1 protein-coding gene is annotated in these 530 nt (G+C 43.8%); it reads right to left on the minus strand.

Features of this window, described 5'->3' with window-relative positions:
• A partial coding sequence (locus PEPTYR26121_RS00010; RefSeq protein WP_180497987.1) for a phage tail tape measure protein occupies positions 1–530 on the minus strand: 530 nt, incomplete at both ends.

The raw sequence follows: 530 nt of genomic DNA on the forward strand, positions 1-530 counted from the left end.
AACATGGACATTCCATTAATAACTTCTTTAGTTGGTGATGCGAGTCTTGTTAGTCCAGACCTTAAAGCGGTCCCTGCTTGTGAGCCTTTTATTCCTGCGTTAGCCATTAAACCTATAGCTACTGCTGTATCTTCAACTGAATAGCCAAGTGTCCCAGCAATAGGTGCAGCATATTTGAAGGTTTCACCCATTAATGAAACATTGGTATTGGCATTAGATGATGCAGCAGCAAGAACATCAGCAAAGTGAGAAGAGTCTTCAGCTTTTAAACCAAAGGCTGTAAGGGCATCTGTAACGATATCTGAAGTAGTAGCTAGATCCTCACCACTAGCTGCAGCAAGGTTCATGACTCCTTCAATACCACTAATCATATCTTTACTTTTCCAACCAGCCATAGCCATGTAGTTCATAGCCTCTGCCGCTTCAGATGCTGAGAACTTGGTCTTGGCCCCCATTTCACGAGCCTTTTCCCTTAGGGCATCAAAGTCGGAGCCTGTTGCACCAGATACTGCTTTTACCTTTGACATACC

This window comes from Aedoeadaptatus nemausensis, from assembly GCF_903819165.1.
Taxonomy (GTDB): domain Bacteria; phylum Bacillota; class Clostridia; order Tissierellales; family Peptoniphilaceae; genus Aedoeadaptatus; species Aedoeadaptatus nemausensis.